6 protein-coding genes are annotated in these 6,801 nt (G+C 68.7%); all 6 read left to right on the top strand.

Going from position 1 to position 6,801, the window contains the following annotated elements; all coding sequences use genetic code 11:
• Positions 1–39: 39 nt before the first annotated feature.
• The 6 genes from D7252_RS20535 to recN are packed head-to-tail and all read left to right on the top strand — an operon-like array spanning position 40 to position 6,791.
• On the top strand, positions 40–2,130 hold the full coding sequence (locus D7252_RS20535; RefSeq protein WP_308162532.1) for a primosomal protein: 2,091 nt from the start codon (positions 40–42) through the stop codon (positions 2,128–2,130).
• Positions 2,130–3,170: an HAD-IIA family hydrolase gene (locus D7252_RS18405; RefSeq protein ID WP_120776707.1), complete on the top strand. Its 1,041-nt coding sequence runs from the start codon at positions 2,130–2,132 to the stop codon at positions 3,168–3,170. The genes D7252_RS20535 and D7252_RS18405 overlap by 1 nt, the downstream gene beginning before the upstream one ends.
• A gap of 54 nt (positions 3,171–3,224) precedes the next feature.
• On the top strand, positions 3,225–3,401 hold the full coding sequence (locus D7252_RS20165) for a hypothetical protein (RefSeq protein ID WP_183055362.1): 177 nt from the start codon (positions 3,225–3,227) through the stop codon (positions 3,399–3,401).
• Positions 3,398–4,195 (top strand): TlyA family RNA methyltransferase, encoded by a 798-nt coding sequence (locus D7252_RS18395; protein ID WP_120776705.1) that lies wholly within the window; start codon positions 3,398–3,400, stop codon positions 4,193–4,195. Before D7252_RS20165 ends, D7252_RS18395 begins: the two co-directional genes overlap by 4 nt.
• The gene (locus tag D7252_RS18390) at positions 4,192–5,103 is read left to right on the top strand and encodes an NAD kinase (protein ID WP_120776704.1); all 912 of its coding nucleotides are present in this window, start codon (positions 4,192–4,194) and stop codon (positions 5,101–5,103) included. The genes D7252_RS18395 and D7252_RS18390 overlap by 4 nt, the downstream gene beginning before the upstream one ends.
• Entirely contained in the window at positions 5,100–6,791 is a 1,692-nt protein-coding gene (gene recN / locus D7252_RS18385; RefSeq protein ID WP_120776703.1) for a DNA repair protein RecN, read from the top strand. The genes D7252_RS18390 and recN overlap by 4 nt, the downstream gene beginning before the upstream one ends.
• The last annotated feature ends 10 nt before the right edge of the window (positions 6,792–6,801 follow it).

Below are 6,801 nucleotides of genomic sequence, written 5' to 3'. Positions count from 1 at the left end.
GCTGGGTGGCCATTTTGCGTTTACAGGATAGGAATCATCATGCCGGAAGAGGAAGAGCGTCGTCCGCGTCGCGATAACGAAAGCGGATCGCGCGGCCAGCGACCTTCCGGCGGACGACCCGCATCCAACCGCGATTCCGCGCCGCGCCGTGACGGCGACAACCGTTCCGGCGGCTCTGCGCCGCGTCGCGAGGGTGGCGGGTACAACCGTGACTCTGCTCCGCGTCGTGAGGGTGGCGGGTACAACCGCGACTCTGCTCCGCGTCGCGACGGCGACAACCGCTCCGGCGGCTCAGCTCCGCGTCGCGAAGGCGGCGGCTACAACCGCGATTCCGCTCCGCGTCATGAGGGAGGTTACAACCGCGATTCTGCTCCGCGTCGCGACGGCGACAACCGTTCCGGTGGCTCCGCGCCGCGCCGTGAGGGTGGCGGCTACAACCGTGACTCGAGTCCGCGTCGCGAGGGCGGCGGATACAACCGTGACTCCGCTCCGCGCCGGGATGGCGACAACCGTTCCGGTGGCTCTGCTCCGCGTCGTGAGGGTGGCGGATACAACCGCGACTCCGCTCCGCGCCGCGAAGGTGGAGGATACAACCGTGATTCCGCTCCGCGCCGGGATGGCGACAACCGTTCCGGCGGCTCTGCTCCGCGTCGCGATGGCGGGTACAACCGTGATTCTGCTCCGCGTCGCGAGGGTGGCGGATACAACCGCGACTCCGCTCCGCGCCGCGAAGGTGGAGGATACAACCGCGACTCCGCTCCGCGCCGCGACGGCGACAACCGTTCCGGCGGCTCTGCTCCGCGTCGCGATGGCGGCGGATACAACCGCGACTCTGCTCCGCGCCGCGACGGCGACAACCGTTCCGGCGGCTCTGCTCCGCGTCGCGATGGCGGCGGATACAACCGCGACTCTGCTCCGCGTCGCGACGGCGACAACCGTTCCGGTGGCTCTGCTCCGCGTCGTGAGGGTGGCGGATACAACCGCGACTCCGCTCCGCGTCGCGAAGGTGGAGGATACAGCCGCGATTCCGCGCCGCGACGGAGCGAGGGCCCTCGCTCCGGCGATCGGGACCGCGCGCCTCGTCGCGACAGTGGAGCTGACGGTGACCGGTCGCGCTCCTACCCGCAGCGTGGGGGAGCGGGTCGCGAGCGTCCGGTTCAGGCGGCGGACGAGCGTCCGCGGTTCAACGATCCGCACATCCCCGAGGACGTCACCGCCCGCGACCTGCACACGTCAGCGCGCAACGAACTCAAGACTCTGAGCAAGGAGAACGCGGACCTTGTCGCGCGTCACCTCGCCATGGCTTCGCGTCTCATCGATGAAGACCCGGCCCTTGCTCACGAGCATGCCCTCGCGGCGTCGCGCCGTGCCGGCCGTATCGCGATCGTGCGGGAGACTCTCGGTATCACCGCGTACGCGACCGAGGATTTCGCTTTGGCGCTGCGGGAACTGCGCACGTATCGTCGGATCTCCGGCAAGGATGACCAGATCGCGCTCATGGTCGACAGCGAGCGTGGAATCGGACGCCCGGACCGCGCGCTGGAAACCGGCCGCGCCGTGGATCGGACGGCACTGACCACTCCCGTCCGCGTGGCTCTCGCGATCGCCATGTCCGGTGCACGACTCGATCAGGGTGATCTGGAACTGGCACTCGGCGAACTCGAGATTCCTGAGCTCGACCCCGACCGGGCTTTCGAGTGGAGCCCGTCGCTGTTCGCGGCACGAGCCGCTGTTCTCGAGGACCTGGGCCGCGACGATGAAGCATCCTTCTGGTCGCACCGAGCAGAGGTCGCCGCTGAGGCGCTCGGCGTCGACGACGCCGGCGACGAGGAGATCTTCGTCGAGGACGGTCTGATCGAAGACGAGTTCCTGGATGATGAGAATGTCGACGAACCGCAGACTCCCTCGGAGTCCGCAGATTCTGGCGTGGACACGGATCGGACCGAGCCCTCGTCTGAAGACGGAGACGCCGAAGTGGATCCAGAACGAGACGCCGACGCGGACACCGACGTGGACGGCGACGCAGAAGCGGCGACCGAGGGGGACCAGCCTGCAGAGGCGGAACCCACCGTCGAAGACGAGGTGCGCGAACTGCTCGGGGAAGATGAGGACCCGGAGCGAGACGCCTAGTGGCACTGTTCTCGCGGCGGCGCCCTGACGCGCGGACGCCCCTCGACGGCGTCGACACGGTGCTGGCCGACCTCGACGGGGTCGTCTACGCGGGTCCCGGGGCCCTGCCGCATGCGGTGGAGAGCCTGAACCACGTCGGCGAGTCGATCCGGCTCGGATACATCACGAACAACGCGTCGCGCACCGACGCTTCGGTCGCCGCGCACCTGACGAGCCTCGGGCTCCAGGTCTCGGCATCCGATGTCGTCACGAGCCCGCAGGCGGCCATGCGCCTGATGGCGCAGATCGTTCCCGCTCCTGCGACGATCCTCGTCATCGGTGGCGAGGGGCTCGTCGACGAAGTCGAGAAGGCCGGCTATACAGTGACTCGCAGCGCCGAGGACTCTCCTCGGGCCGTTGTCCAAGGGTTCGCACCCGAGGTGGCGTGGACCGATCTCGCCGAGGCGGCATTCGCGCTCAAAGTTCCGGAGGACGAAGGCGGGATCCCCTGGATCGCGACCAACACCGATTGGACCATCCCTCGTGAGCGGGGGGTGGCACCGGGGAACGGCACGCTGGTGTCCGCCGTGCACACCGCGATCGGTCGGCTGGCGACCGTCGCCGGGAAGCCCGAAGCGCCGATCTTCGAAGAGGCGCTCGCCCGCTTCCGCGCGCAGAAGGCTCTGTTCATCGGTGACCGTCTCGACACCGACATCATGGGTGCGAATCGGGTGGGGATCGAGTCCGTTCTCGTGCTCACGGGAATCGACCGACCCAAGCATGTTCTGGCAGCGCCGGAGGGATCACGTCCCACCTACATCCTGGGGGACCTGCGGGGGCTGCATCAGCCATATCCCGCCGTTGTCGAGAAAGACGGTGTCTTCCGAGTCAACGGTGCGGCGGTGCGCGTTTCCGGCGCGGATGTCGAGGTCGTCGCCGAGTCGGGTGAGCAGATCGATCTGCTTCGCGCAGGCGCGGCCGCGATCTGGGCTTCGGGCACGCCGGTCTTCGTGCTCCGGGTGCCGGAACGTCTGTACGACGATCCTTTCCACCGGCCCTGAGCCGAGCCGTCGTGGTTGCCTCCGCCGTCGGAGCCGCCGCGTACAGTGGAACCCGTGAGTGACGAGACGACGAACACGCCGACCGATGGTCTGTGGAGTCGCCTGCGCCTGATCGAAGGGCAGCCGCTTCCGGCACGGGCAGAAGCCTATTCCGCACTGCACGACGAGCTTTCCCGCCGACTCGAAAGCGGTGCGAGGCTCGAACAGCGGGAGACCTCAGGGCCCCGATGACGCGACTCGACGCTGCCCTCGCCGCCCGAGGACTCGCCCGTTCACGCAGTCATGCTGCCACCCTCATCGCCGAAGGGCTCGTGAGCGTCGACGGCCGACCGGTCGTGAAGGCCTCCACTCCGGTCGGCGACGACAACCAGCTCAGCATCGCCGGTGCAGACCACTATGTCGGTCGCGCGGCACACAAGCTGATCGCCGGTCTCGACGGTTTCGGCATCCCCGTCGAGGGTCGGCTCGCGCTTGACATGGGCGCTTCGACCGGCGGTTTCACACAGGTGCTGCGCGAGCGCGGTGCGAGGCGGGTGCTCGCCGTCGATGTCGGGCACGGTCAGCTGGCCCCGACGATCGCCGCCGATCCCGGTGTCGTCTCCGTCGAAGGTTTCAATGTGCGGCACATGACGCAGCAGAGTCTCGCCGACGCGACGGGGGAGCAGACGCCACCCGACCTGATCGTGGGCGATCTTTCGTTCATCTCGCTCGAACTCGTCCTGCCCGCAGTCGCCGGCGTCGCTGCACCTGCATCCGACACCGTCCTGTTGGTGAAGCCGCAGTTCGAGGTCGGCCGCACCGCCGTGCGTGGTGGGCTCGTCACCGACCCGGCGACGCGAGCGGATGCCGTGGCGCGTACCGTCTGGAGCGCGTGGGACCTCGGATTCGGCATGCTCGGCATTCTTCCCTCCCCGATCCTCGGGACGCACGGGAACGCGGAGTATCTCGTGCACCTCGCGCCGGGGCGCGGCAGCAATCCGACAGAATGGTTGGACAGCATCAACCGACTGGCAGGAGGACGATGAACGAGCGCAGGATCCTGATCGTCGCTCACGCCGGCCGCGACGAGACCGTCGACGCCGCCCGCCGTGTGATCGAGGCTCTGCGGGGTGCGGGGGCGCGACCCCTCCTCACGGCCGACGACCACGCGGCACTCACCGCCGTCGACCCGGGTTTCGCTGATGTCGACGTTCTCGTTCCCGCCGATGAGCTGGAACTCGCGATCGTCCTCGGCGGAGACGGAACGATCCTGCGCGCCGCTGAACTCGTTCGCGAGAGCGCAGCGCCCGTGCTGGGAATCAACATGGGACACGTCGGATTCCTTGCGGAGATCGATCGTGACGACATGGACGATGCCGTGCGGCGAGTGATCGCGCGCGACTACGAGGTCGAGGAGCGACTCGCTCTGTCCGTGCGAGTGAAGGATGTCGCCGGCACCGTCGTCTACGAGACCTTCGCTCTCAACGAAGCCACCGTAGAGAAGGCGAGTCGCGAGCGGATGATCGAGATCGTCCTCGAGATCGATGGCCGTCCGCTGTCGAGTTTCGGCTGCGACGGGATGGTCATCTCCACTCCCACCGGATCGACGGCGTACAACTTCTCCGCGGGCGGGCCGGTCATCTGGCCCACGGTCGAGGCCATCGCCGTGATCCCGCTGTCCGCCCACGCACTCTTCGCCAAACCTCTCGTGGTCAGCCCCGATGCCGCCGTCGCCATCGAGATGCTCGACCGCACCGACGGCTCGGGCATCCTGTGGTGCGACGGACGCCGTTCCCACGATCTTCCGCCCGGAGCCAGGGTCGTCGTCCGTCGGTCGTCGCGGCCGGTGCGACTTGCACGCCTGCATCCCACCGCGTTCACCGATCGCCTGGTGCGCAAGTTCCGGCTGCCGGTCGAAGGATGGCGCGGTCAGGGGTCGGGGAGTCCGCAATGATCGAGGAGATGCAGATGCAGGGCCTCGGCGTCATCGCCGATGCCGTGCTGCCACTCGGCCCGGGGTTCACCGCCATCACGGGCGAGACCGGCGCCGGCAAGACCATGGTGGTCACGGGACTCGGCCTGCTGCTCGGGCAGCGTGCCGACTCAGGTGCCGTGCGTGCGGGCGCCCCACAGGCGTCAGTCGCGGGCGTCTGGAACGTTCCGCAGAGCGGTGACGTCGCTGACATCGTCGCGGATGCCGGAGGCGAACTGGAACCCGCCGGAGCAGACCGCGCCGAGCTGTACGTGTCGCGAACGCTGAGCGCGGAAGGGCGCAGCCGCGCCAGCGTCGGCGGACGCGCGGCTCCTGCGGGCGTGCTCTCGGCGCTCGCGGAGGAACTGGTGGTCGTGCACGGGCAGTCGGAGCAGCTGCGGCTGCGGTCTTCGGCCGCCCAGCGTGACGCGCTCGACCGCTTCGGCGGTGCTCCCGTGGCGCGCGCCCTCGCTGCGTACGCGACGTCTTTCACTCGCTGGCGGACGCTCGACGCCGAGATCTCCGAGATCTCTGAGAACCGTGACCGGAGGGCCGCGGAGGCCGCGCGCCTCCGCGAGGCACTTGCGCTCATCGAGGCCACAGCCCCGGAGGCCGGGGAAGACCAGGAACTCAGCGAGCGCGCAGAGCGTCTCGCCAACTCCGAGGAGCTGCGCCTGGCAGCCTCCCTCGCCCACAGCTCACTGTCGAACGAGGAAGGCGAAGCGGATGCCGCGTCGCTGATCGCCGAGGCGCGACGCGTACTGGAGCGCACCTCCGACGCGAAGCTGGCGGAGGTCGCCGAGAGCCTCGCCGACATCGGCTACCGCATCGCTGACATCCGCGGGCTCCTCTCGGCCTATCTCGCCGACCTCGACGAGTCCGGGCCGCATGAACTCGCCGCCGTGGAGGAACGTCGCGCCGCGCTGGGAACGCTCATCCGTGCTCATGGCTCGCTCGACGAAGCGCTCTCGCTGTGGCAGACCGGATCAGCTCGCCTCGCAGAGCTCGAAGACGACGGAGACCGGATCGAGCGGTTGATCGCGGAACGCGATGCCGTGCGGGCGGAACTCGACGACCATGCCGCAGCGCTCACGGCGGAACGCACATCCGCCGCCGCGCGCCTCGGCGCAGCGGTGACCGAAGAGCTGCACGCTCTCGCCATGCCCGACGCCCGACTCGAGGTGGCAGTGACAGCGGGCTCCGAGGCCGCTCACGGGCGCGACGATGTCGCCATCCTGCTCGCCCCTCACCCGGGAGCCGAACCGCGCTCCGTGACCAAGGGGGCTTCCGGCGGTGAGCTTTCTCGCGTGATGCTGGCGATCGAGGTCGTCATCGCCGGTACCGATCCGGTGCCGACGTTCGTGTTCGACGAGGTCGACGCGGGTATCGGGGGCGCCGCGGCGATCGAGGTGGGCAGGCGACTCGCCCGACTGGCCGAGAAGTCGCAGGTCATCGCCGTCACTCATCTCGCTCAGGTGGCCGCTTTCGCGAGCAACCATCTGTCGGTCGTGAAATCCAACGACGGCGCGGTCACGGCGTCCAGCGTGCGCCGACTCGAGGGGCGGGAACGGGAAGCGGAGATGGCTCGCCTGCTCTCGGGACTCACCGATTCGGATGCTGCGCTCACCCACGCCCGAGAACTTCTCAGCCTCGGCGCTCCCGCTGACTGATAGGATAAAA

Source organism: Microbacterium sp. CGR2 (assembly GCF_003626735.1).
Classification (GTDB): Bacteria; Actinomycetota; Actinomycetes; order Actinomycetales; family Microbacteriaceae; genus Microbacterium.
This window is presented reverse-complemented; position numbering and strand designations above follow the sequence as displayed.

Bases quoted from the DNA above. Each gene is read 5' to 3' on its own strand.
- recN (WP_120776703.1), top strand. From the start codon at position 5,100: ATGATCGAGGAGATGCAGATGCAGGGCCTCGGCGTCATCGCCGATGCC.
- D7252_RS18395 (WP_120776705.1), top strand. From the start codon at position 3,398: ATGACGCGACTCGACGCTGCCCTCGCCGCCCGAGGACTCGCCCGTTCA.
- D7252_RS20535 (WP_308162532.1), top strand. From the start codon at position 40: ATGCCGGAAGAGGAAGAGCGTCGTCCGCGTCGCGATAACGAAAGCGGA.
- D7252_RS18390 (WP_120776704.1), top strand. From the start codon at position 4,192: ATGAACGAGCGCAGGATCCTGATCGTCGCTCACGCCGGCCGCGACGAG.